The following is a 24,316-nucleotide window of genomic DNA, read 5'->3' on the forward strand; positions in this document are numbered from 1 at the left end:
ATACCTCTAAGGAAGTATTGAAACCAAGGTGAAAAACCGAAGCCAAACCTCCCTTTCGAAAGTTTCCATACCTCTAAGGAAGTATTGAAACCAACTGAAGCATCAAAAATTATGTCCAATGCTCCGGGTTTCCATACCTCTAAGGAAGTATTGAAACCGATATCCGCCTCCTGAAGCCATTTGTAGAGTTCCCGTTTCCATACCTCTAAGGAAGTATTGAAACTGTAAAAGATATTGGAAAAATGTACCAAGTGTACTCAACGTTTCCATACCTCTAAGGAAGTATTGAAACTTCGCTCTCCCGCTTTGACTACCATTCGCAGAGGGTGTTTCCATACCTCTAAGGAAGTATTGAAACCACTAACCACCGCAGGTATTCGCTCTGCGGAAGCGGGTTTCCATACCTCTAAGGAAGTATTGAAACGGCGATGAGATCCTCGTCTGCAAGTTGAAGTACCGCTGTTTCCATACCTCTAAGGAAGTATTGAAACGAAACTTGCCGAGAAAATGGCTGAATCTAAGAATGGTTTCCATACCTCTAAGGAAGTATTGAAACGGAGGTGGAATTATGTTCAGAGTGTATGGCAAAAACGGTTTCCATACCTCTAAGGAAGTATTGAAACGGGGCGAATGGCACCGCATAAAAGAAGTGTATATGTAGTTTCCATACCTCTAAGGAAGTATTGAAACATTCCAAGTAGAAGTGGATGATCCTGAAATTCTGCAGTGTTTCCATACCTCTAAGGAAGTATTGAAACGCGGAGCCGTGATAAAAGCAGCTGTTGATCCTTGCGGTTTCCATACCTCTAAGGAAGTATTGAAACACACACAAGACTTGACACGACGTGGTAGGATAGGGGTTTCCATACCTCTAAGGAAGTATTGAAACCCGTTGAGTTCAAGAGAAATTATACCACAAACACAATCTGAAAGCAAGATGTTTTTTGACCTTCCATATCCTCCCTTTCCATAAACCATTCTAACACACAAAAGAGCACCTTCAAGTACTGTTTGGAAAAATGGAATAATTGCATAGTCCAACAACGAAAGAACACAAGCAAAAAACAGAAGATAAATTATATCAACCTACGTCAGGGTGTTTTGAGGTGTTTCTGGTAAAAATCGATTAGTTCCATGTTTCACAAATAGATGAAAGAAGGTATTCCTCAGTGTGTTAGAAGTTAACTACTAATTTCTCGAATTCAAAGCACTTACACGTCATCGATTACCACAAATTCTCTTCATATTGTCTCTTAATATCATCCATTATTCCTTTTTTAACGCATAGCTTCCGGTACCACAAACCTGCATGAAATTTTTCGTTACCGGTAATTGCATACTCTGTATCGTTCTTCCAGTGCCAGATACACGCATCACCTACTTTGTGAATGATTGGAACTAACCTGGTTTGTATGCATAAAACATAATATGTTAAAACAAATATATTTCACACTAACACAAAAGCAAAGAACAGAGTGGTAAAATTTTTCAAAATTCTTGGGGAGGAAGATGATGATTTCCATATTCTTCGGGAGTTTCCTTGTGGGGCTTTCCGGTGCGGTCGCACCGGGCCCTCTAATGATGATAGCCATATCCCAGAGTGCAAAAGGTTGGAAAAACTCTATAAAACTGATATCCGGCCACGTTGTTCTGGAAGCTTTTCTTGTTCTCCTGCTGGTTCTTGGCTTTCAATGGGTCCTGAAATCTCCGCTTGTGACAAAAGTGATAGGTCTTCTTGGAGGATCTTTCCTTGCTTTCATGGGGATTTCTCAGCTAACAGCCATCAAAGGTGAGATCTCACAGGTAGAAAAAAACGATCTGAAAATCCCCCTTCCCATCACAGGAGCTCTCGTTTCACTGTCCAACCCGTACTTTCTTCTTTGGTGGATGTCCGTCGGCAGCGCTTTCCTTGTCAAAGCGCAGACATCGTTTCTGGCTGGGGTTACTGCCTTCTACTTCGGCCACATTCTCTCAGACATTCTCTGGTACTCTCTGATAGGTGTCTTTGGAAACACCATATTGAAATCCTCACGGATCTATAAAATAGTGATGGCCGTGACCGGTCTGTTCCTCATCGGTTTTGGTCTTTTCTTCGTGCTTGACTCTCTCAGGTGAGTTCTTCCAGCTTCTTTTTTATGTACTCCAGAGCCAGAAGGTAACCGTATACACCAAGGCCGCTTATTTGGCCGTCGCACACCTCAGCCGTAACGCTCCTTCTTCTGAACTCTTCCCTCCTGTGTACGTTCGATATGTGAACCTCCACCTTCGGCACCTTCACAATCTCCAGGGCATCCCTTATGGCGTAGCTGTAGTGGGTGAAAGCCCCCGGGTTTATCACAAGACCATCGAAATCGAGCCTGTGCAGTCTATCCAAAATTTCTCCCTCGTGGTTCGACTGAAAGACCTCCACTTCCACATCGTTTTTCCTTCCCCAATCTTCTATCATCTTCACAAGATCCTCATGAGAAAAGTTTCCATAGATGTTTTTGTCTCTTTTTCCGAGCATGTTCAAGTTGGGTCCGTTCACCACGAGTACTTTCAATCTACCACCTCCAAAAGTTCGAGCGGATCGACCTCTAAGAATTCGATCTTTCCGATTTCTTTCACGTAAGGAAGCCTAACTCTGGAACCTTTCAGGATCTTCTTGTCGTTCAGAATGAGATTTCTGGCTTTCTCAACATCGACGGATGGAACAGGAATTGGTACGATCTGTTTGACCTTTTCTACGATCCATCTCATGGTTTCCTTAGGCACTATTCCCTTTCTGTACAGGTACATCGTCTCTTTTTCGATGCCCCACGCTACCGCTATACCGTGAGGTACCCCTTCCAGCATCTCGTACACATGACCGAGCGTGTGTCCCAGATTCAGGGCGTGCCTCAAACCCATGTCGTAGGGATCTTCCATCACTATCCTCGCTTTCTCTTCAACGGAGATTTTTACCATCTCGCTGAGAACTCTGAGATTTCTCTTCTCAATCTTCTCCGGCTCATCGAAGAGTTCTACCCCGCGACCCGAAAGAATCGTCATCTTGAAGGCTTCCACGACTCCCTCTTCGAACCTGCCCTCATCCATGGAAAGCGTGACGGTGGGATCTATGATCACGTAGTCTGGCATTCTGAAAGTCCCAACGACGTTTTTCACTCCAGCGAAATCGATGGCATTCTTTCCACCAACGGAAGCGTCCACCTGAGCCAGAAGTGTTGTTGGATAGAAAGAAAGTCCCACTCCTCTTTTAAACGTGCTCGCTACAAAGCCGGTGAAGTCGGTGAGAGCACCTCCCCCGACACCCGCTATGGTCTTTCCCCTGGGAAAGTCCATTCGGATGAGTTCGTAGTACGCTCTGGAGACATGCTCCAGCGTCTTCACTTCCTCTCCATCCGGAAAAAGAAGCCGATTCTCCGGGAGGTACCTTCCGTATATCTTCTCCACCCTCTCCGTGGTGAAAACCAGCTCTTCGTTTCTCACCCTCTTGAAGCCACCGAGGATGATCTTCACCAGGTGTGGTTTTTCTATCGTTGAGATTTCTTTCTCGTCCAGAGCCTCCAGCACAACGAGTGCGGTTGTTTCCCACTCGTTCAACCTGGAGGTGTCGATCCTTCTGAACTCCGCGTAGAACTGTTTTCTCTTTTCCCAGATCTCCCGTATTCTCTCTTTTCCTTCGCTCAGAAGAGGTCTGTTCTCTGTTGTTACTCTTTCCATCAACACTTCAGGGGGAGCGTAGAGAAAGAGAGTCTTTTCCTTCTTCAAAAGCTCTCTGTTCTCTGGATCGACCACAACACCTCCACCCGTTGCCACAACCACGTTGTCTCTTTCCACAAGTTCTTTAAGAAGTTCTTTTTCTTTCAGGCGGAAGTACTCCTCACCGTCTTCTTCGAAAATCCTTCGAACGCTTCTTCCCTCTCTTCTTTCTATCTCTTCATCCATATCTATGAACTGAAGGTCGAGCACCTCGGAAATCCTTTTACCGATAGTGCTCTTTCCAGAACCCATCATTCCAACGAGGAAGATTCTCATTCTCGAACCTCCTTTTCAGGTCGTCGATGTTTCCATCGCCCAGATGTTCGAGCAAAGCGTCCGAGATCACCACAGCGAGCGCGGCTTCACACACGACAGAAGCAGGAGGAACGGCCGTCACGTCAGATCTCACGTACGGTGTCTTCGCTGGTTCCATCGTTCTCAGATCAACGGATTTCAACGGCTTTCCCGTGGTGGGAATAGGCTTCACAGAGACGTTCACCCACACGTCTTCTCCGTTGGTGATGCCCCCTTCTATTCCTCCCAGATTGTTCGTTTTTCTCTTTATCTTGCCGTCTTCCAGTTCGAATTCATCCAGATAGTCGAAGCCGTACCACATTTCTTCACTTCCAATCACCACTCCCTTCACAGCGGGAATGGCAAAAAAGAGAGAACCTATCTTCGAGTCGAGCTTTTTGAAAAGATCGGAGTAGCTCCCGATGCCTGCCGGGACACCTCTTGCAATGATCCTCACCTTGCCGCCGAGGGTGTTTCCCTCTTCTTTCGCCCTGTCGATCTCGGAGATCATCCCCTCCGTTGCCTCTGGATCCGGACAGAAAACGGCCGATTCGTCCCTCTTTCTTCTCAACTCCTCAAAATCGTCTGGGATATTCTTCGCTTCCACGTTTCCAAGTCTCGTGACGAACCCAAGAACATCTATGTTGAACTCTCTGAGAAGACTCTTCAGAAGAGCACCCGCCGCCGTGAGAGCCACCGTCCATCTGGCACTGGATCGTTCCACGTAGACGTTCAGATCCGGCAGTTTGTACTTCACAAAAGCAGCGTAATCTATGTGACCCGGTCTCGGCACGCTCCGAACGTCTTTCACCGGGTTGCCCGCTTTGTTTGGAACGAGAATCGTCAGCGGTGCTCCCGTTGTGATACCTCTCCACACTCCGGAGACGATCTCGAAGGCATCTTCTTCTATGCTCATCCTTTTTCCTCTACCGTAGCAATTTCTTCTCCTGAAAAGTTCCCTTCTTATGATCTCTTCATCGATCTTCAAACCCGCAGGAATCCCTTCCAAAACCGCTATCATGTACTTTCCGTGGGAATCTCCCGCTATTGTGAGCTTCATCTCAGTACCTCCCCGAACACTTCTTTGAACGATCTTTCATCGTAGATTCCCCATATTTTGAGGTTTTCCATCGCCTGATAGTAAAACATGAGGTTTCCCTTTACAACGTGTTCCACTCCCAATCTCTTCGCATCAGAAACGAGAGGAGTCTCAAAGTACACCACGTCGTAAACAAGAGACAGACCTTTCAAAGAAGCTTCGGAAACGGGCAGTTTCTCTCCCTTCATTCCAACGGAAGTGGTGTTGAAGAGACTCTTCGCCTTTTTCAAAACTTCATCGAGCTGATCGAGAGAGAAAATTTTCACAGGAAAATCGAGAGCCTTCGCCCTTTCGATCGTTCTGTTCACCACCCAGATGTCTTTCACGCCCATCTGGAGGAGAGCGTAGATCACGGCACGTGCGGCTCCGCCCGCTCCCACAACGACAACGGGCTCCTTCACCTCTACACCCTCGAGCGACTTCACAACGCCAACCCAGTCGGTGTTGTATCCCTTTCCCCGAAAGACACAGTTCACGGCTTTTATTCTCTGCGCATCTTCCGATGGTTCGACGTACTGCATCACTCTTTCTTTGTGAGGAATTGTCGCGTTGAAACCATCGTATTCTTCGAGAATCCTTCTTATCTCCGTGTCGAAAGATTCAGGTGGTATCTCTTCCATACCGTACGAGTGGCTTATCCCCGCCCTTTTGAAATACTCGTTGTAAAGCCGTGGTGATATACTGTGCTTTACTGGATACCCTATGATGCAGAATTTCATGATATCACCACTCTCTCCAGCAGTTCGTAAAAGTTCGGGAATGACACCGCCACGCACTCGTGATCTTTCACTTCAACACCCTCTTCACTCACGAGCCCTGCTATGGAAAAGAGCATGGCCATTCTGTGGTCGCCTTCTGGATCTACCGATCCACCTTTTATGCTCTGCTTTCCAACGATCTTGAAACCATCTTTGAACTCTTCTATTTCGACACCGAGCCGTTTGAAGTTTTCCACCAGAACCCTTATCCTGTCGGATTCCTTCTTTCTCAACTCCTCCGCGTTCCTCACGACCGTTTCTCCCTCTGCGAAGACACCAAGAAGCGCCACAAGAGGCAGTTCATCTATCATGAGAGGTATGAGATGTTCGGGAACAACCACTCCCTTCAGATTTGGAGAGGTCTCCACCCTCACAGTTCCTATCGGCTCGAGATTTTCTTCCGTGATCTCCCACTCCAGGTTGGCTCCCATGAGTTTCATAACTTCAAGGAGTCCCGTTCGGGTGGGATTCAGGCCAACGTCCGTTACTGTGATTCGAGCGTTGGGGTGAATAGCACCGAGAACCACGAAGAAAGCAGCCGACGAGATATCACCGGGGACTTTCATCGTGAAGCCCCTGAAGGTAGCAGGCTCCAGAACTACACGTGTTCCTTCCACTTCGACGGGAACACCGAGGTTTTTGAGCATCCTTTCCGTGTGATCTCTGCTTTTTGCTGGTTCGATAACGATCGTTCGTCCGCTGGCTCTGAGCCCCGCCAGAAGAACAGCGCTCTTCACTTGAGCGCTCGCCACCGGTGTTTTGTAGCTGATACCGGAAAGGTGATTTCCCTTGATAGCCATGGGAAGGTAGTTGTTCTGCCTCGCCATGAAACGCGCTCCCATCATCTCCAGAGGTTCGATCACTCTTCTCATCGGCCTTCTGGAGAGAGAAGGATCCCCATAAAGCACTGTGAACATCTCGTATGAAGCGAGAACCCCGCTCATCAACCTTGTGGTCGTTCCGGAGTTTCCACAGAAGAGAGGTTCTATCGGTTCAGCGAAGGGCTTCGGAAAGACCTTCATCTTTTCCCAGTTGCCTTCAAAACGTGTACCGAGTTTTTCGAGAATGTCGTGGGTCCTCTCTGTGTCGAGACACCTCAAAAGGTTGTACAGGGTGCTCTCCGTTTCTGCCAGAGCAGATAGAATGAGAGCCCTGTGAGTTATGGATTTGTCCGGAGGAACGCTCAGAGCTCCTTCAACCTTCTTCGCTGGAAGCACCTTCAAGATATCACTTCCCTTATCGTTTTTTTCAGGTTTTCGAAATCTTCTTTCTCTATGAGATGATAGAGAATATTCAGAAAGTTTCTTGCGTTCTCCAGATATTTGAGGATGTTTTCTTTATTATATCTGATCATATCCAGCGCCATCTCCATGTTCTGTTTAGAAAGTCTCGTGTTGGAAAGATAACCAGGTCCCGCGTATTCTTCGAAGGGTTTCCCCACGTACCGCGCGCTCAGCGAGATCAGATACTGAACGTGACTCACCGCAGCGACGATCTCGTCGTGGATCCTGTAGTCTATCCACAAAGGTCTGGCACCAAGATCTTTCACGATGTTTTCAATCATCCCATCTTCTTTTCCGTCGAGAGAGCAGAGAAAGAAGATCTTTCCGCCGAACATTTCCCGATCCCAACCCGATTTTCCCTTTCGTTCGTTTCCGGCCATGGGGTGTCCTCCTGTAAAGTTCAATTCCCTCTCTCTGGCTATTTCCATGAAAGGTGTCTTCACACTCGCTACATCGAGAATCTTGCCTGAAAAGTCCGTCTCTTTCAGGAATCTCTCCTCGACGCTCATGGGAAGCGCAAGAACGAGAAGGTCTGTATCGTAGAGATCGCTTTCCTTTGAAACAGTTTCTATTCCGTTTTCCTCCAGTGCTTTCATCGTTTCTTCGTCCCTATCGAAGGCTGTAACATGATGCTTTTCTTTCAATTTCAGCGCGATCGATCCACCGATGCATCCCGCTCCGAGCACAGAAATTTTCAATTCACCTTCACCCCCAGGGCATCAGCGAGTTTCTTCATTTCCTGAACCAGTTCCTTGAAGAGCTCGAAGTCAAGACTCTGTTTTCCATCCGAAAGTGCCTTCTCGGGCTCCGGATGAACCTCCACAATGATTCCATGGGCTCCAACCGCTATAGCGGCTCGGGAGAGTGGAATGACGAGGTCTCTTCTTCCCCCAGAGTGGCTCGGATCCACCAGAATGGGAAGATGGGATTCCTTTCTGATTATAGGAACAGCGGATATATCGAGTGTGTTCCTCGTGGCCTTTTCGAACGTTCTGATTCCCCTTTCACACAGTATGATCTTCGTGTTTCCAGAGTTTGCAATGTATTCAGCGGAGAGAAGGAACTCTTCGATGGTGTTCATGAAACCCCTTTTCAGAAGAACGGGTTTGTTGTAGCTTCCCGCTTTAGAGAGCAATCTGAAGTTCTGAGCGTTTCTCGCTCCTATCTGAATGATATCAGCGTACTCGGCCACTTTTGGAAGATCGTCTTCTCCGAGAGCCTCCGTCACCACGTACATACCGTACTTGTCGGCAGCCTCTCTCAGGTATTCCAGCCCCTTTTCTCCGAGTCCTTGGAAAGAGTAAGGAGATGTTCGAGGCTTGTAGGCCCCTCCCCTCAAAACTTTAACACCGAGTTCGCTTAAAAAGTGTGCGGTTTCCATGAGCATTTCCCTGCCTTCAACTGAGCACGGTCCCGCTATGATGGTGAAGTAGCCGTTTCCTATCTTCACATCTCCGAGGTCGATCACCGTGTCCTCCGGATGGAACTCACGAGAAACGAGTTTGTAAGGTTTGAGCACCCTCACAACGCTTTCCACGCAATCCAGCGACTCGAACTTGTCCGCCACCACGTACCTGTCGTCCCCGATGATCCCAATAACCGTTCTTTCCTGACCTTTGGAAATGTGACACTTCAAGTTGTAACTCTCGGCCAACTTCACCACCTTCCTTATATCTTCTTCTGTGGAACCGGGTTTCAAAACGACTATCATAGACCTACCACCTCCTACGGGATTCTGGTAATAAAAAAAGGGCTCCGCTGCCCGGAGCCCTTCAGTGTTTTCTATCGCTCCGGGCAGATACCGAAAGAGGCACCTGCCCGGAGCGGTCGCACTCACGGACAGGTGCCCCTGTTAAACCAAAAGTAATAATAATTGTGTTCAACCGATTTGAGACATATTATTCTTCCACGTCGCATAACCTTTCACCCCTGTTTGGTTACTATTCTAACAAACAACGCTGGAAAAATCAAGTGGGAAGCTCTTTTCCCCTCAAAGCTACCAGAAGCAGTACAGCGACCAGAAAAGAAAGTGCCCCGACAACGTAGTAGAGAAAATGGACCGGCACTCTATCAACGAGGTATCCGTAGAGAACCGATCCGAGCGGAGTGACTCCGTTTGCCACGAGAATGAGGAAAGAAAAGGCCCTCGCTCTGATGTGAGAAGGTGTCATCTTTTGAAACGCCGTGTCCAGCGGAACGTTGATGATGGGATTCAAAAAACCCATTATCAGGAAAGTGATGAAAAACAACGAGAAGAGGACCAGTCTGTTCAAGGAAAAATCAGGCATAACGAGAAAGCCAAGGAAGACGATGGGAAGCTCAAAAAGAAAGATAGAGATCTTCATGGCCTTCCACATGTTCTTCTTCGACAGGTACGATGCAATCAAAAAGTTCCCAAGGAGTGCCCCTAAAGTGAAGGAGGTCTCCAGGAAACCAAATTCCTGAGCCGAAAATTTCATCACTTCCCTGATCGTGTAAGGATACACCACCATGAACAGCGGAGAGATGAGCAGATTCAGAAAAAGTGCGAAGATCAGAATGGTTCGTATGAGCTCGTGGTTCCAGATGAAGAGAAATCCTTCTTTGAGATCTTCAAGGATCTGAGAGAATTTTGCTGGCTTTTTCTCCACCTTTCGGCTGTAAACGATGAAGATCTCACTGATGGCAGAGAGGACAAAAGACACTCCATTCACAAGAAACACGATCGCTATACCGTAAAATCCGTAGATCACTCCTCCCAGTGCAGGACCCAGAATCTGAGGAAAGATCCTCACCATACCCATGATGGAGTTGGCTCTCATGAGAAAATCCTGCGGAACAATATCGGGAAACATCGCGCCTGTCGGTATGTCGAAGAGATTGTCCATAATAGCCATGGCTATCTGAGAAACGTAGAGAACGGGAAGAGTGATGGAGTTCCTGAACGCGAGAAGAGCCAGAAAACAGATGAGAAATCCCCTCAAAAAATCCATCGACACCATGAGGAACTTCCTGTCTCCCCTGTCTCCCACGATCCCGGCTATGGGTGTGAAAAGGATCCTTGGAACCATGTAGGCTACGGTCATCAGGGCAACGGCAGATCCGGAGTGTGTCAGATCCAGTACAAAAAGAGGAATCGCAACCGCCTGAACGGAACTTCCAAGAATCGATACGAATCTTCCGAGTGCGAGAAGGAAGAAGTTCCTCTTCCAGTGTAAGATCTCATTCACAGTACTCCCTCCTCATCGATTCTGAAGACTTCCAGGTACCATTGTACTGGATGTTTCTGTGATACCCGGTTCCCAAACCGCCGGTGAAGATGGAACTGTCTCTAAAGTAGAAAAAAACAGCACATACAGCCATATCAAAGAAAACAACATCACCACAAGAATCGTTGAAACCATCAGATACACCTTCATGGAAGATCACTCCTCTCCTTCGACCTTCTTCTTTCTGGAAGAAACAGAGATATTACTGATGAAAGGAGAAATCATCTTCAAAATACCGCCGACGAAGAAATTCGATATCCTCGCGATATCACCTTCCACCACTGGTGTTTTCCCTGATTCTTTGGCATCGATCAGGGCGAGGTCTCCTTTCACCGTTCCTCCACCGAATTCGATCTTTCCACCGATGACGGCAAGATCACCTTCCACCTCTCCGGAAAAGAACGTCTCACAGTTGATGAGTGCGAGATCTCCTTTGATTTTCCCCCTTATGATCGCTTTCTTTTTAGAAAGGACGAGATCTTCTTCCACCATCTCGTCTTCGTCGAGGATGTAGTCGCCCTCCCGTTCAGAAAAATCATCTTTTGACCCGTTTTCTTCTCTTTCCTTTTCCTGCATCGCTTTTATCAGCATCTCCCCTTCTTCTGGACTGATCTCTCCTCTTGCCACGGCCTCCAGAATCTTTCTGATTTCGTCAGACATCGCTCTCCCCTCCTTTTTTTCTCTTTTTCAGAATTTCCAGGGCTTCTTCAACGCCGATCTTTCCCTCTTTCACCTGTTTGAAGAGATCCTCTTCTGAGATTTCCTCTTTCATCTCTCCAAGAGGTTGGAGGTTCATCTTCTCCAGAATCTTTTCCAGTTTTCCTCTCAGAGCGAAGTAACCCTGCCCTGTGTAGCGCTCTATCTCCTTCAGATTTCCACGCGCTCTGAAAAATAGAATCACGAACTCGAGCTCGTCTTTATCGAGAAAATCGAACGGACTCGCTCTGAAACGTCCTCGCACGGTGACCTCATCTCTTTTGCAGTGAAGCTCTGTAACTATCATTTCTTTTCCACAGACCGGGCACTTGGGCAACATATTTTGTCACCTCCTGCAAAATATTTTAGAATATTACCAAATATTTTGTCAAGTCTCCAAAAAAATTTTTCTGTAAGGATTTTCGTTGCCCCTTTTCCCGCCGTGAAACGAGATTTTCTTTACATATAATTAGTATTGCCTTATTTGATTTTTAATACACCGGTGGTACACTCTTATGTGAAAGATGAGAATTATTCTCAAAAAGGAGGTGAGGAAAATGTTTGTGTTGATACCGGTAGATGTGTTGATAGCCATTCACAGCGAGAAGATAGGACAGAAAAGGAACAGATAATTATTAATTCTTATTTTGTGCTTAATATTCCGATGCTACATTTACAGGCGAAGGATGATGATATCTGAAAGGAGGTGAAGAAGATGTTAGAACTGATACCGCTGGATGTGGTCATAGAGATTTTTGGTGGAAAAACACAGGAAAACAGAAAGAAGAATAACAAAAAGTAAGTGCCGTACCCCTGCGTCCCCATTTTTTAACCAGGCCTCGAAACGAGGCTTTTTTTGTTTTAAAATACATAGGGTGATACTGTGTTTCTTCCCACAACACGTGAGGAAATGAGAAAATTAGGCTGGAAAGAGCTCGATATCATCCTTGTCACAGGCGACGCTTATGTGGATCATCCCTCCTTCGGTGTTGCCTTCATCGGTCATTATCTCGTCTCTCATGGCTTCAAAGTGGGGATCATCGCTCAGCCAGACTGGAGAACAGAGAAAGACATCACACGCCTTGGAAGGCCTCGTCTTTTCTTCGGTGTCACCGCTGGAAACGTTGACTCGATGGTGGCGAATTACACGGCCTCGAAGAAAAAAAGAAAAACGGACGACTACACACCGGGTGGAATCGGTGGAAAAAGACCCGACAGGGCAACCATCGTCTATACGAATCTCATCAAGAGATTCTTCCCGGAAGTTCCCGTTGTCCTTGGTGGATTGGAAGCGAGCCTCAGAAGGTTCGCACACTACGACTGGTGGAGCGATAGAGTGAGAAAGTCTGTTCTCGTCGATTCAAAGGCAGATCTCCTCGTCTATGGAATGGGTGAAAAGGCAGTTCTTGGGATCGCACAGATCCTTTCCAGAACGGGTGATATAGAAAAGTGCAAAAGTATTCGTGGAGTCGTCTGGTGGGCCTCTCAAAAACCCGAAGAAGGCATCGAACTGCCCTCTTACGATGAAATCTCAGAGAATCCCGAAAAATACGCCGAAGCATTGAAACTTCAGACCTGGTACACTGATCCATACAAGAACATTCCGATCTACCAGAGGCAAGACACGAGGTACGTGGTGCAGAATCCACCCCAGCCACCGCTCAGCCAGGAAGAACTCGACCGGCTCTACCTTCTCCCTTTCGAAAGAGAAGTTCATCCGTTTTACGCAAAGATGGGAAAAGTGAAAGCGATAGAGACGGTGAAGTTCTCGATAACGGCTGTGAGAGGTTGTTTCGGAAACTGTTCTTTCTGCGCCCTCACACAGCATCAGACAACTCACGTCTCCTACCGCAGCAAAGATTCCATTCTCGAAGAAGTGAGGATCCTCACGAAGAAAAAGGACTTCAAAGGCACCATCACAGACGTTGGAGGACCGACTGCGAACCTCTACGGTTCGGGCTGTTCCATCAGAGAAACGAAAGGACAGTGCCAGAAGTTCTGTTTGTATCCCATCGTGTGCAAGGTTGTCCGACCGAACCACGACGAATTCATCTCTCTTCTCGAGTCGATCAGGCAAATTCCAGGTGTCAGAAACGTCTTTGTCTCTTCAGGAATCAGACACGACTTTGTCTTTGCCGAAAAAGACCCAGATGTCTTCATAAGGGAACTCGTGAAGTACACCCCGGGACAGCTGAAACTCGCCCCCGAACACGCTCATCCAAAGGTGCTATCTCTGATGAGAAAACCGCCTGTGGAACTGTTTCTCGAGTTCAAAAAACGCTTCGAAACACTCGCAAAGAAGATGGGAAAGAGAAAGTATGTGATCGGCTACTTCATAGTGGGACACCCGGGAGAAGGCTGGAGGGAGAACAATTACTTGAGAGACTTCATACTCAAACACCTCGGGTACTTTCCCCAGCAGATCCAGATCTTCACACCTACTCCCGGAACGGTGAGCACCGCGATGTACTACTCTGGTGTGGATCCCTTCACAGGTGAAAAGGTCCACGTCGAAAGATCGCTGAAGGTGAGAAACAAGATGAAGGAGAACGTGCTGTTCAAAAAGAAGGGGAGGGAAAAGAGATGAGACTCACTGTCTTCCTTTTGATCTTTCTTGGTGTGATGGTGTTTGGTGCCTTCGATCAGGAAGCGTTTCTCTTCGTTCAGCATCTCACCGCTGAAAACTTCGAATCGGCTTTGAATATGTGTTCCAATCAGGTAAAAGCACAGCTCAGTGTCCAGAGCCTTTTGAACATCTGGAACTCTCTGAAAGCACAGCTCGGTGACTTCAGAGAAATCACTGGATACGAAAAAATCACCCAGGGTGAATACGAGATCTACAACTTCACTCTGAGGTTCGAAAGAGGAGAAATCTCAGCACTTGTCACCATGGACAGAGAAGGAAAAGTCGCCGGACTCTTCTTCAAACAGGCTACAAAGACAGAGTACGAACTTCCAGACTACGTGGACCCGGAGAGCTTCGAGGAGAAGGATATCACCGTGAACGGCCTTCCCGGGAAGATCACGATCCCAAAAGGAAACGGACCGTTCCCAGCTGTTGTCCTCGTGCACGGCTCTGGACCGAACGACATGGACGAAACCATCGGTCCAAACAAGATATTCAAGGACATCGCGTACGGTCTGTCTTCGAAGGGTATCATCGTTCTCAGATACCACAAAAGAACGTTCGTCGAGAAAGTGGACCCCACCACCTTGACCGTCGAAAAAGAAGTCATAGAAGACGCACTGGAAGCGGTGAAGATACTCAAAGAGAGAAAAGACGTCTCCCGAGTTTATATGCTGGGACACAGCCTCGGTGCGATGCTCACACCGGAGATAGCGGAAAGATCGAAGGCAGACGGTGTTGTCATGATAGCACCGCCCGCAAGACCGCTCGAAGAAGTCATGGAAGATCAGTTGAAATATCTTCAGTCTCTGGGTCTTGCAAGCAACGTAGAAGAAACTCTGAACATTCTGGAAAAACTCAAAAGAAAAGAGATTCCTCCAGATGAATTCGTCCTTGGAGCTCCCGCGAAGTACTTCTACGACTTGAGAGAAAGAGATCCTGTTTCAATTGCGAAGAGACTAACCATCCCCATGCTTTTGATCTTCGGCGGCAGAGACTACCAGGTGACTGAAAAGGACCGAGAAATCTGGTTGAAGGAACTTTCAGGCAGGGAAAATGTGAAAATACTCGTCTTCGACGATCTCAATCACCTGATGATTTCAGGAGAAGGAAAATCAACGCCGGTTGAATACATGAAGAAAGGTCACGTTGACAAAAGAGTAATAGATGAGATCGCCAGGTGGATGGTAAAATAACAGGAAAGGAATTCGGAGGGAAAAGCGTGAGGATCTACGATCCGTTTAGAAAGAAATGGATAGAAGAAGAAATAGAAACACCCTTTCCCTCGAAAGGATTGGTTGCCACGTTTCCCTTTGTCGATCTTCACGTTCATGTTCGTCTCAACGGTGGAGAAGATTACAGCTCCTTAGAAGAAGCCTCCCTTGTGGGAGGCTTTTTTAAAGTGGTGGTACAGCCCAACACAAAGCCGCCCATAGAAAGCAAAGAAGTTCTGGAAAGACATCTGGATCTCTCCAGAAACAGAGCGGTCGAGTTTCTCTTTGCCGTTTCTCCCTTCGGATCGATCGAAGCTGAAGGAGAAAGAGTGGTGGGCTTTTCAACGGACGGCATAGAGTGCGACTACCCTACACTCATTGAAACAATGAAAAAGAAAAAGAAAGCCCTCTGGTTCGACCACAGCCAGATGTACGAGGTGGATGGAATCTTCTACGAGGGGGCTCCTTTGCCGTTTCAGAAAAGACCGAGATCGAACGAAGCGATAGCCATAACACGAACCGTTTTGACGGGCCTTGAGTACGGATTCGAAAGATTCCACATCCAGCACGTAACAACGAAGTACTCCGTAGAAGTGATATCGTTTTTGAAGAATCTAGCAAAGGTCAGCTGTGAAGTAACACCACACCATCTGTTTTTCTGCTACGAAGACATCAAAAACACGAACTTCAAGATCAACCCTCCTCTCGGATCTCCAGAAGACAGAAAAGCTCTCATCGAAGCCGTGAAGAAAGATGTGATCGATGTTTTAGCGACAGATCACGCGCCACACCACGAGAAACCGGACAATTTTCTCACCGCTCCCTACGGCTCAACATCCATAGAAATCGCCTTTCCTGCCTATTACACAGCCCTGGGTGATCTCGAACTCGTCGTAGAAAAACTCACGAAAAATCCCCTCGAAGTGCTTGGTGTTGAAGCTCGTCTCACAGAAGATACCCTTGTGTTCATCGATCCGAAGGCGGAGTTCATCGTGGATGCAAAAAAATTCAAAAGCAAAGGGAAGAATTCCATGTTCGACGGTGTCAGACTGAAGGGAAAAGTGGTCGCTCTTAAACTCAAAGGAAGATGGGTGATGATAGATGGAGAGGTTATTGCTGACCAAAAAGAAAACGATTAGAGTGAACGAGGATACCTGGATCGTTCTCTTCGAGGAACGGATTGATTTCTCTCCAGGACAGTTCGTCATGCTGGAGACACCGAAACTCGTCAGAAAGCCTTTCGTTCTCGGATACTGGGAAGATCACACGGCGATCTCCGTTCAGGTGAAGGGAAAGGGAACGAAGTGGATCGTCGAAGAAGCAGAGAAGATAAAAGGTCACGGTCCTCTTGGAAACGGCTTCGAAAAGCCTGGAAAAGGCCTTCTCATCATCTCTCCCACATGCCTCACAATGGCCGAAGCGCTTCGAAAGAAGATGAACGTAGATGTACTCGTGGGAAGCAGAACTCCCTTCCAGATACCGCTCGAACACGAAACGGCCGTTGGTGATGAGGAGTTTTTGAGAAAACTCTCCTCCACGGGAGAGTACGACTGGTACCTCGTCTCCGGTTCTCGGGGAATGGAAAAAGTCTGCTGGGAACACCTGAGAGGAAAAGAAGTTTACTTCTCGCTCGAAGAATACATGGGATGCGGAATAGGAGCGTGTAAGTCCTGTGCCGTCTTCACAAAAGAGGGTGTGAAACACGTCTGCACCGATGGCCCCATATTCAGAGGTGATGAACTGTGCTGGAGCTGAAACCTCCCCTTGTTCTTCTCTCCGGTCCTGCCGGCTTTGGAGAGTATCTGAAGCTCATGGATCACAGATACGTGGGCGGTGTTTTGCTGAAAACCGTCACGCTCCATCCGAAAGAAGGAAACCCCACTCCTAGAATGGCAGACAGCGATTTCTACGTGATAAACAGGATCGGACTGGAAAATCCCGGAATACACGCGTTCGTTGAAAACGTTCCAGAACTTCCTGTTCCCATGATCGCAAGTCTCGGTGGTGATTCTTTCGAGGAGTATCTGGAAGTGGCCCGTGTGTTCAAAAAGGTAGCGGACAGATTCCATGCGGTGGAGTTCAATTTCTCCTGTCCGAACGTGAAAGAAGGAGGACTCTCCATAGTCAAAAACGCGGAAGAGTGGAAGAAACTCCTGAACACACTCAGAGAAGAACTTCCCGACTCCTTTCTGATAGCGAAAGTGGGAGTGGAGGGTATCTTCGTGGAAGACGCCGCGGAATTCGTGATGAAAGCAGAATGGAACGGCATCACACTCGTGAACACGGTGAGGGGACTGCATTTTGAAAGAGACACGATGATCTTAGGAGGACTTTCTGGTCCTGTGCTAAAACCGATCGCACTCAGGGCAGTGTACGAAGTGAAGAAAAGATTCCCAGAACTCTTTGTGATAGCGAGCGGTGGTGTGTACTCCGTGAAAGACGCAGAAGAATTCCTGAAAGTGGGAGCGGACGTGATAGGGGTCGGAAGCGCTCTCTTCAAAGATCCTGGTGTTGTGGAAGAAATTGGAAAATATCTGCTGGAGGTGAAAAGATGACACCTGTTCTCAGTCTGGACATGGAGGATCCTATCAGATTCATCGACGAGAACGGCAGTTTCGAAGTGGTGAAGGTGGGGCACAACCTCGCCGTACACGGAAAAAAGATCTTCGACGAACTCGCAAGGAGAAATCTGAAGATAATCCTCGACCTGAAGTTCTGCGATATCCCTTCAACGGTGGAACGTTCCATAAAGAGCTGGGATCATCCGGCGATCATAGGTTTCACAGTTCACTCCTGCGCTGGATACGAAAGCGTGGAGAGGGCTCTCAGTGCAACAGACAAACACGTGTTCGTTGTGGTGAAACTCACTTCTATGGAAGGGTCTCTCGAGGATTACATGGACAGGATAGAAAAACTGAACGAACTCGGCTGTGATTTCGTGCTTCCCGGTCCATGGGCGAAGGCTTTGAGAGAGAAGATAAAAGGCAAAATTCTCGTTCCCGGCATCAGAATGGAAGTGAAAGCAGGCGATCAAAAGGACGTCGTAACGCTCGAAGAAATGAAGGGAATAGCGGATTTTGCTGTGCTCGGAAGAGAGATCTACCTGAGCGAAAATCCCAGAGAAAAGATCAAAAGAATAAAGGAGATGAGACTGTGATAAAGGAAATCCTCGAGAAAACCGGTGCTTTGATGGAAGGGCACTTCATTCTCTCTTCCGGGAAACACTCCTCAAGATATGTTCAGTGCGCACGTCTTTTCGAGTTTCCAGAGTACGGCGACATCGTGGGAGAAGAATTAGCAAAGCTTCTGAGGAAGTACGATGTGGAAACAGTAGTGGGTCCCGCAATGGGGGGAGTGATACTCTCGTACATCGTTGCAAGGTACCTGAAAGCGAGGTCGTTGTTCGCGGAAAGAGAAAACGGAGTGATGAAACTCAGAAGGGGCTTTTTCGTAAGACCTGGTGAGAAAGTAGCGGTAGTTGAAGACGTGGTGACCACGGGTGGTTCTGTGAAGGAAGTGATAGAGCTCTTGAAAGAGTATGGAGCAAACGTGGTGTGTGTGGGTTCCATCATCGATCGCTCCGGTGGAAAAGTGGACTTTGGAGTTCCGTTCGAAAGTCTTCTGAAGCTCGACCTTCCGGTCTACGATCCTGAAGACTGTCCACTCTGCAAACAGGGAATCCTGGCAGAAAAACCGGGAAGCAGGGGATTGAAATGATAATAAAAGGTGCCCTGGTGTGGAGTGGAAGGGAGTTTGTTCAAAAAGATCTGTTCGTGGAAAACGGAGAGTTCGTCGAAAAATCGAGTGAACCTGTCATCGATGCGAGAGGATGCTTCCTCGTTCCTGGCTTTGTCGATTCACACGCACACGTTGTGGGAACGGGCTTTTCGAAACTCAGTATCCAGTTCAACGATTGGGACGAGCTTTTCGAAAGAGACCTCACCGGTGAAGTCGTGGTGGGAAGGGGCTGGTTCGAAGAACCAGACGGATCAGTTGTCGAGAGACTGGACAGAATCGAAGTGCCCATTTTTCTCATAAGACGGTGCGGTCACAAAGCGTTTCTCAACAAAAAAGCGATGGAGGTTCTGGGAGTCAAAGAAAGGTATCTCGTAGAGAACTTAGAAAAGATCTACGAGTACGCCTTCAAAGAGAAAATGGCCGAATTCTACAGGGTTGGAGAAAAGGAATTTCTCAAACACGGTGTGACTTTTGTTCAGAGCGACGATCTTTACGGTGTGAGCGTGGAAAGGCTTCTTTCCATTATAAGACACTCCAGAATCAGACTCTTCGAGAAGCTGAAACCAAAGGATCTAAAACCCGAACACTTCGGAGATCTCAACAAGAGAGTGCACGTTAAAGGAGTCAAAGTCTTCATGGACGGTTCCCTTGGAGCAAAAACGGCTCTCATCTCCGGTGAATACGACGACGGAACGCAGGGTGTGCAACTTCTCACAGAAGAAAAACTCGAAGAACTGGCTCGCTTCTGCGACGAACACGATCTCATTTTGAACGTTCACGCCATAGGAGACAGTGCGGTGAGCCTTGTTCTCGATGTTCTCGAAAGACACCGCGGTCACAGAATCATCCACGCTCAGTTCGTCCAGGAAAAGGATCTACAACGGGTGAAAAACACCACTTTTTCCGTTCAACCTCATTTTTTGTTCGAAGATCAACCCCTTTTGAAGAAGGTGAAGGTGAACGCGCTTCACTATCCGTTCTACAGAATGTTCAAAGCGGGTGTTTCCATATCTTTCTCTTCAGATTCTCCTGTTTCCCCCTGTGATCCAAAATATATCGCAGAACACGCACTCAAAATGGGTTTCTTCAGAGAAGAAACGTTCTACCTGATGACGGAAGCGGGGGCAAGTCAGGTGGGAATAAAAACAGGAAAGATAGAAGCAGGGTACAGAGCAGACTTTTGTCTCTACGAGAGAAATCCACTTCTTTTCGAGGATGATCCCATTGCGGTGTTTGTGGAGGGGGAGAAGATTTATGAGAAAAACGGATCCTCTCATTGATATTTTCAAAAAGAACAAAGAGAGAATCGATATCCTTGGAAAAGCATGGGATATCTTTTATTTTGAAGGAAGAGCTCCCGATGTAGGTAAAAGGCGTGAGAATTTCATAGTTGAGATGCTAAGAAAAGAACTCCCACACCTCATAAAATCCGTCAATCAAGCCCCAGACACAGAAAGAAACTGGGATATTGAAATAACTTTTCAAGACGACTCAACAAAGAGGTACAGTATAAAAACAACTGAAGGATTTTCCGACGTTAAAATAGCATGGGATGGATTCCCAACCAAAGATAGAATTTTAACTTTCAACTTCCAGGCAGATATATTCTACATTGCAAGAAACAAAGACAAAATAATACTATGCGTTATTGATTTAGAAAAATTGAGAGACCTACAGAGAGAAGTAGAAAAAAATGAATCAAAGTTGGAGGAGTACTACTCACTCCCGAGCAGCAACACAAACCCGCGTGGTTTTGGATTGAAGAGTTCTACTGTAAAAAGATTGATCGAGCTTTCAAAAAAAGAGGAAAACTATTTAGAGATCGATTACAAACCTTTTCCCGTTGAATTGATACTCAAAGCAAAAGAAGAATATTTCAAAGGATGGTACGATCTCATAAAAGAGTTGATAGAAAAATATCAACAGTGATCTTCAAAAAGAGTAGGTTTGCTGAGAATATCCTTTACCCTTTCTTCGGCCTTTTTTACGTATTCGGGATTTATCTCTATTCCAACAAAATGCCGTCCTGTTTTAACGGCAGCCACACAAGTTGTTCCTACACCAGCAAAAGGATCGAGAACGACATCTCCTTTAAAGGTGTAGAGCTGTATACAACGGTAAGGAAGTTCCTCAGGAAAGGGGGCAGGATGTCCTACTCTCTTAGCTGACTCTGGTGGAAATTTCCACACACTCCTTGTGAATTCTAAAAATTCTTCCCTTGTTATTGTTGATTTTGCTTCTCTATCACTGGGTTTTCTTCGCTTTAGATCTCCTTTACTCATTACAATTATATATTCGTGTTGATCTCTTAGCACGGGATTTACAGGAGACATCCACGAACCCCACGCAGTCGAAGAACCACTCACCGCTTCCCCTTTGTCCCAAATGATCTCTCCACGTATCAAAAAGCCTATCTTTTCAAACAAATGGATGAGATACGCATGAAGAGGAATGTACGGTTTTCTTCCAAGATTTGCTACATTAAAACAGGCTCTTCCACCCCAGACGAGAACCCTGTACACTTCTTTCATGATTTCTTCTATGAATTCAAGGTATTCATCAAGAGTCATATCTTCATCGTATTCTTTCCCTACATTGTACGGAGGTGAAGTCACCATGAGATGTATCGAACAGTCAGGTATTTTTTTCAGAACTTCTCTGGCATCTCCCTCAATAACTTTGTCCAGGAGATTTTCAGGAAGTGGATTCTCGATGAGATCTTCCTCTGAAGGTTTCGGAAGGGAAAAGTTGGAATAGATCGCTCTACTATAAAATGGAGACGAATCATGGCTTTCCCTGCCTTTTACTCCAAAAGAACTGGTTCTTGTTGATTTTCTTCTCTTCATAATGCCATCCCCTGGGGATATTAAAATAGAAAATGGAGCAGGCGGTGGGACTCGAACCCACACCCTCCGCCTTACCAAGGCGGCGCTCCACCGCTTGAAGCTACGCCTGCTCGCCTTCGTGGTTATTTTAACACACGAACGTTTTCTGTTCAAGATACTTCTTGATAACCCTTCTCTTTCAAAATCTGGACTACTTCTTTATTCACCACGTACTTCGGAATATTACCCTTGAAAAATTCCACCACAGATTGAGCAGCCATCATATTCATTCTGAGGATGGCTTCCTTTGTGTGTGCACCTATATGGGCTGTGGTGATGAGATTGGGACATTCGAAAAGAGGTGAATTGGGATTCGGAGGTTCCTCAGAGAAGACATCCAAGGCAGCGCCCGCTATTATTCCTTCTTTCAAAGCCTTCACAAGTGCCTCTTCATCTATCAGCCCTCCGCGGGAGGTGTTGATCAAAAAAGCAGATTTCTTCATGAGTGAGAGTTCTCTTTCCCCTATCATGTTCTTTGTACTTTCGTTCAGCGGAACATGGAGCGAGATGAAATCACTCTCCTTCAAAAGTTGATCCAGATCATCAACAGGGGTAGCCTCCAGTAATCTAACACTATCTTTGCTCACGTAAGGATCGTAGACCAGCACGTTCATTCCAAGGCAGACGGCCTTTTTAACCACTTCTCTTCCTATCGAACCAAACCCCACCACACCCAGTGTTTTTCCAGAAACTTCCTGTCCCACCGTTCCTTCCCATTTTCTTTCGAGAAACAGTTTGTTGTGAGCCCATACAAGACCCCTACTCAGTGCGAAGATGAAAGCGATTGTGAGCTCCGCGACGGAAAGGGAATTTGCACCGGCTGTGATGGTAACAGGAATACCTTTTTTCGTGGCAGCTTCCAAATCTATGTTGTCCACCCCCACACCGTGCTTTGCTATGACTTTAAGACTGGAATTTTCTATCATTTCTGCTGTTACTGGGTGTGTTCCCACAATCAAAGCATCTACTTCCTTCAGGATGTCAGGGTCTATAGTATCGGATCTTATTATTTCGAAGCCTTCTTTTTTGAGGAATTCAACAGGTTTCTGGGAGTACTTTCCGAAGGTTCGTGTCACGATCAATACTTTTTTCATATCTTCCCCCTCCAGATTCAGTACTTCAATTCTGAAACCGCGAGTCTACTCCTGTTGAGAATTTCTATTGCCCTTGGATCTCTTGCTGCTAAAAGCGTGTATATCGTATCAAGAATCACAAGCTGAACTATCCTCGAAGTCATCGCATCGGTTCTTATTTTCGTCTCTTTTGTGTTGGTGGCAAGGACAACATCCGAGTACTTCGCAAGCGTGGATTTTCTATTCCCTGTGATAGCAACAACCGGCATTTTCATCTCTTTAGCTTTTTTGGCGAAGTTCACCACAGAGATCGTTTCTCCGGTGTGCGAAATGGCAACCAGCAGATCGTTTGGTGAAGCTGTAGCAAGAATGGTTGCTATGATGTGCTCATCGTTGGAAAACAGACAGTTCTTTCCTATTCTTGTGAATTTGTGAAACGCATCGAACGCGACAGCAGCCGACGCTGCAAAACCGATGAATATGATCCTCTGAGCGTTTTTAAACAGATCGACGGCCCTTTCAATGGAATCGACATCCAGCCAATTCAGTGTGTCCAGAATGGCTCTCACCGTTGCTTTGAATATCTTCTCTGTGATGGTTTTCGCATCGTCCTCACCCGAGACATCTTCGTAGACGATCTCGAGCGGTGCCCTGGAGATGCTCTGAGCCAAAAGCACCTTGAACTGTTGAAAGCTGTTCAATCCCAGTTTTTTGTAAAACTTCACGACGGAGGCTTCACTCTTCACACCTGCTTTTTCACTGAGATCGCTGATGGAACTCTCTATAATTCCCTTCGGATCGGAAAGAATGGTATCAGCTATTTTTTTCTCTGCATTCGTGAACTCATCGTATTTTTCCTTGATCCTCTGAATAACATCCACACTAAGACCTCCTCACACAGCGGTAGAACCTCCATCTATGTTTATGATACTGCCCGTCATAAATCCGGCTTCGTCACACGCCGCAAAGAGGATTGCGAAGGCAATTTCCTCTTCTTTCCCCAGTCTCTTCATGGGGATCCTGGAGGTCATCTTTTTCAGGAGTTCTTCTGGATTTGGAGAAGCCTTCACCCTCGCCATGAGCCCCTCAGACTGAGTGGTGCCTGGACACACCGCGTTGACCCTGATTCCGTAATCGACGTAGTCAACGGCAAGAGATCGTGTGAGTCCCAGAAGTGCCGCTTTTGAAACACTGTAGACACACCTTCTTGGAATCCCTATGAGTCCTGCTTCGGAGGAGACGTTAACAATGACTCCTCCGCCCTGCTTTTTCATCTGTTCGACGGCGTATTTTGAGAGGAGAAAAGGTCCTTTGACGTTCACGGCTATCGTTTTGTCGAAATCTTCCTCTGAAGTCTCTTCTATGTTCCCATAAGGCACAATACCAGCGTTGTTCACCAGGATGTCGAGCCTTCCGAACGTTTCCACTGTTTTCTTCACTATCTGTTCTGCATCTTTCGCCACATCTCCGAATATAAACGCGGCTTCTCCTCCCTTGCTTTTTATCAGCTCCACTGTTTCTTTCCCTTTTTCCTCAGAGATATCGTTAATTGCTACCTTCGCTCCTCTTTCTGCGAACATAATGGCTGCCTTCTTTCCAATACCGGAACCTGCTCCTGTTATCAAAACCACTTTTCCCTGGAAATTCATAGCTCTGCTCCC

Annotated in this window: 25 protein-coding genes, 1 tRNA gene and 1 CRISPR repeat array (1 of these 27 only partly in view); of the genes, 10 read left to right on the top strand and 16 right to left on the bottom strand. The window is 46.8% G+C overall.

Annotated features, from left to right (window positions below):
- Positions 1 to 889: direct repeats of the CRISPR family, unit length 30 nt; unit sequence GTTTCCATACCTCTAAGGAAGTATTGAAAC (it extends 1,019 nt beyond the left edge of the window).
- 620 nt (positions 890 to 1,509) lie between these two features.
- The gene (locus tag T2812B_RS03035) at positions 1,510 to 2,115 is read left to right on the top strand and encodes a LysE family translocator (protein ID WP_231556596.1); all 606 of its coding nucleotides are present in this window, start codon (positions 1,510 to 1,512) and stop codon (positions 2,113 to 2,115) included.
- On the opposite strand, the gene aroQ is transcribed toward T2812B_RS03035, so the two are convergent.
- From aroQ to T2812B_RS03090, 11 genes are all read right to left on the bottom strand, one after another.
- Positions 2,108 to 2,542 (bottom strand): type II 3-dehydroquinate dehydratase, encoded by a 435-nt coding sequence (gene aroQ / locus T2812B_RS03040; RefSeq protein WP_008193588.1) that lies wholly within the window; start codon positions 2,540 to 2,542, stop codon positions 2,108 to 2,110. The two genes, T2812B_RS03035 and aroQ, sit on opposite strands and share 8 nt — an antisense overlap.
- Positions 2,539 to 4,017, bottom strand: coding sequence for a bifunctional shikimate kinase AroK/3-dehydroquinate synthase AroB (gene aroB, locus T2812B_RS03045; RefSeq protein WP_004083135.1), 1,479 nt, complete (start codon positions 4,015 to 4,017; stop codon positions 2,539 to 2,541). The genes aroQ and aroB overlap by 4 nt, the downstream gene beginning before the upstream one ends.
- Positions 3,965 to 5,095: a chorismate synthase gene (gene aroC, locus T2812B_RS03050; RefSeq protein WP_008193596.1), complete on the bottom strand. Its 1,131-nt coding sequence runs from the start codon at positions 5,093 to 5,095 to the stop codon at positions 3,965 to 3,967. Before aroC ends, aroB begins: the two co-directional genes overlap by 53 nt.
- Positions 5,092 to 5,853, bottom strand: coding sequence for a shikimate 5-dehydrogenase (gene aroE, locus T2812B_RS03055; RefSeq protein ID WP_008193599.1), 762 nt, complete (start codon positions 5,851 to 5,853; stop codon positions 5,092 to 5,094). The genes aroC and aroE overlap by 4 nt, the downstream gene beginning before the upstream one ends.
- On the bottom strand, positions 5,850 to 7,115 hold the full coding sequence (gene aroA, locus T2812B_RS03060) for a 3-phosphoshikimate 1-carboxyvinyltransferase (RefSeq protein ID WP_008193601.1): 1,266 nt from the start codon (positions 7,113 to 7,115) through the stop codon (positions 5,850 to 5,852). The genes aroE and aroA overlap by 4 nt, the downstream gene beginning before the upstream one ends.
- Entirely contained in the window at positions 7,112 to 7,873 is a 762-nt protein-coding gene (locus T2812B_RS03065) for a prephenate dehydrogenase (protein WP_008193603.1), read from the bottom strand. Before T2812B_RS03065 ends, aroA begins: the two co-directional genes overlap by 4 nt.
- Positions 7,870 to 8,886: a 3-deoxy-7-phosphoheptulonate synthase gene (gene aroF / locus T2812B_RS03070; protein ID WP_004083125.1), complete on the bottom strand. Its 1,017-nt coding sequence runs from the start codon at positions 8,884 to 8,886 to the stop codon at positions 7,870 to 7,872. The genes T2812B_RS03065 and aroF overlap by 4 nt, the downstream gene beginning before the upstream one ends.
- A 256-nt stretch (positions 8,887 to 9,142) precedes the next feature.
- The gene (locus T2812B_RS03075; RefSeq protein WP_004083122.1) at positions 9,143 to 10,384 is read right to left on the bottom strand and encodes an MFS transporter; all 1,242 of its coding nucleotides are present in this window, start codon (positions 10,382 to 10,384) and stop codon (positions 9,143 to 9,145) included.
- A gap of 12 nt (positions 10,385 to 10,396) precedes the next feature.
- Positions 10,397 to 10,573: a hypothetical protein gene (locus T2812B_RS09760; protein ID WP_004083108.1), complete on the bottom strand. Its 177-nt coding sequence runs from the start codon at positions 10,571 to 10,573 to the stop codon at positions 10,397 to 10,399.
- Positions 10,574 to 10,579: 6 nt separating this feature from the next.
- Complete coding sequence (locus tag T2812B_RS03085) at positions 10,580 to 11,083, bottom strand: hypothetical protein (RefSeq protein ID WP_004083107.1); 504 nt, start codon at positions 11,081 to 11,083, stop codon at positions 10,580 to 10,582.
- A complete protein-coding gene (locus T2812B_RS03090; RefSeq protein WP_004083106.1) occupies positions 11,076 to 11,459 on the bottom strand; it encodes a DUF2089 domain-containing protein in 384 nt (127 codons plus the stop codon). The genes T2812B_RS03085 and T2812B_RS03090 overlap by 8 nt, the downstream gene beginning before the upstream one ends.
- 543 nt (positions 11,460 to 12,002) lie before the next feature.
- Here T2812B_RS03090 and T2812B_RS03100 point away from each other — a divergent pair.
- The 9 genes from T2812B_RS03100 to T2812B_RS03140 are packed head-to-tail and all read left to right on the top strand — an operon-like array spanning position 12,003 to position 20,626.
- Entirely contained in the window at positions 12,003 to 13,706 is a 1,704-nt protein-coding gene (locus T2812B_RS03100) for a YgiQ family radical SAM protein (protein ID WP_004083105.1), read from the top strand.
- Positions 13,703 to 14,941 carry an esterase EstD gene (gene estD / locus T2812B_RS03105; protein ID WP_008193616.1) on the top strand — a complete coding sequence of 413 codons (1,239 nt, stop codon included), beginning with the start codon at positions 13,703 to 13,705 and terminating at the stop codon, positions 14,939 to 14,941. The genes T2812B_RS03100 and estD overlap by 4 nt, the downstream gene beginning before the upstream one ends.
- 26 nt (positions 14,942 to 14,967) lie before the next feature.
- A complete protein-coding gene (locus T2812B_RS03110) occupies positions 14,968 to 16,098 on the top strand; it encodes a dihydroorotase (protein ID WP_038050902.1) in 1,131 nt (376 codons plus the stop codon).
- Positions 16,061 to 16,714 carry a dihydroorotate dehydrogenase gene (locus T2812B_RS03115; RefSeq protein WP_038050869.1) on the top strand — a complete coding sequence of 218 codons (654 nt, stop codon included), beginning with the start codon at positions 16,061 to 16,063 and terminating at the stop codon, positions 16,712 to 16,714. Before T2812B_RS03110 ends, T2812B_RS03115 begins: the two co-directional genes overlap by 38 nt.
- Positions 16,702 to 17,514 (top strand): tRNA-dihydrouridine synthase, encoded by an 813-nt coding sequence (locus T2812B_RS03120; RefSeq protein ID WP_008193623.1) that lies wholly within the window; start codon positions 16,702 to 16,704, stop codon positions 17,512 to 17,514. Before T2812B_RS03115 ends, T2812B_RS03120 begins: the two co-directional genes overlap by 13 nt.
- Entirely contained in the window at positions 17,511 to 18,116 is a 606-nt protein-coding gene (gene pyrF, locus T2812B_RS03125; RefSeq protein ID WP_008193625.1) for an orotidine-5'-phosphate decarboxylase, read from the top strand. The genes T2812B_RS03120 and pyrF overlap by 4 nt, the downstream gene beginning before the upstream one ends.
- A complete protein-coding gene (pyrE, locus tag T2812B_RS03130) occupies positions 18,113 to 18,676 on the top strand; it encodes an orotate phosphoribosyltransferase (protein ID WP_008193627.1) in 564 nt (187 codons plus the stop codon). The genes pyrF and pyrE overlap by 4 nt, the downstream gene beginning before the upstream one ends.
- The gene (locus tag T2812B_RS03135) at positions 18,673 to 19,977 is read left to right on the top strand and encodes an amidohydrolase family protein (RefSeq protein ID WP_008193628.1); all 1,305 of its coding nucleotides are present in this window, start codon (positions 18,673 to 18,675) and stop codon (positions 19,975 to 19,977) included. The genes pyrE and T2812B_RS03135 overlap by 4 nt, the downstream gene beginning before the upstream one ends.
- Positions 19,952 to 20,626 (top strand): hypothetical protein, encoded by a 675-nt coding sequence (locus T2812B_RS03140; protein ID WP_008193630.1) that lies wholly within the window; start codon positions 19,952 to 19,954, stop codon positions 20,624 to 20,626. The genes T2812B_RS03135 and T2812B_RS03140 overlap by 26 nt, the downstream gene beginning before the upstream one ends.
- Here the strand turns inward: T2812B_RS03140 and T2812B_RS03145 are convergent.
- From T2812B_RS03145 to T2812B_RS03165, 5 genes are all read right to left on the bottom strand, one after another.
- Entirely contained in the window at positions 20,617 to 21,543 is a 927-nt protein-coding gene (locus T2812B_RS03145) for a site-specific DNA-methyltransferase (protein WP_008193633.1), read from the bottom strand. The genes T2812B_RS03140 and T2812B_RS03145 overlap by 10 nt on opposite strands.
- Positions 21,544 to 21,576: 33 nt before the next feature.
- Positions 21,577 to 21,653, bottom strand: a tRNA-Thr gene (locus T2812B_RS03150).
- Positions 21,654 to 21,692: 39 nt separating this feature from the next.
- Entirely contained in the window at positions 21,693 to 22,676 is a 984-nt protein-coding gene (locus T2812B_RS03155; RefSeq protein WP_008193635.1) for a phosphoglycerate dehydrogenase, read from the bottom strand.
- A 17-nt stretch (positions 22,677 to 22,693) separates the two neighbouring features.
- Positions 22,694 to 23,536 (bottom strand): MurR/RpiR family transcriptional regulator, encoded by an 843-nt coding sequence (locus T2812B_RS03160; RefSeq protein WP_008193637.1) that lies wholly within the window; start codon positions 23,534 to 23,536, stop codon positions 22,694 to 22,696.
- 12 nt (positions 23,537 to 23,548) lie between these two features.
- Positions 23,549 to 24,304 (bottom strand): SDR family NAD(P)-dependent oxidoreductase, encoded by a 756-nt coding sequence (locus tag T2812B_RS03165; RefSeq protein WP_008193639.1) that lies wholly within the window; start codon positions 24,302 to 24,304, stop codon positions 23,549 to 23,551.
- Positions 24,305 to 24,316 lie beyond the last annotated feature (12 nt).

This window comes from Thermotoga sp. 2812B, assembly GCF_000789335.1.
Classification (GTDB): Bacteria; Thermotogota; Thermotogae; order Thermotogales; family Thermotogaceae; genus Thermotoga; species Thermotoga maritima.